This is a genomic window from Microbacterium sp. ER1 (genome assembly GCF_023383675.1).
In the GTDB taxonomy this organism is placed as follows: Bacteria; Actinomycetota; Actinomycetes; order Actinomycetales; family Microbacteriaceae; genus Microbacterium.
In genome coordinates, this window is sequence record NZ_QCXO01000076.1 from 1 (window position 1) to 248 (window position 248).

The 248-nt window shown below is 62.1% G+C and carries 1 protein-coding gene; it reads left to right on the top strand.

The genetic code is table 11. From position 1 onward, the window contains the following. The coding region (locus BV453_RS01825; RefSeq protein ID WP_249520734.1) for a cation:proton antiporter at window positions 1–248 on the top strand (248 nt) is incomplete at both ends.

Below are 248 nucleotides of genomic sequence, written 5' to 3' on the forward strand. Positions count from 1 at the left end.
CATCGAACTCATCGCGGTCTTCGGGTTGATCCTGCTGTTGTTCAGCCTGGGCCTCGAGTTCGACCAGGAGGCCTTCTTCGGCGACGCCGGGAAACTGTTGATCTCCGGTGGTTCCTACTTCCTGATCAACATGGGCGCCGGCTTCGCGTTCGGCCTGATGACCGGCTGGGGGGCCAGGGAGGCGCTGGTCATCGCGGGTATGACCGGCACCTCGTCCAGCGCGATCATCACCAAACTGCTCATCGAAC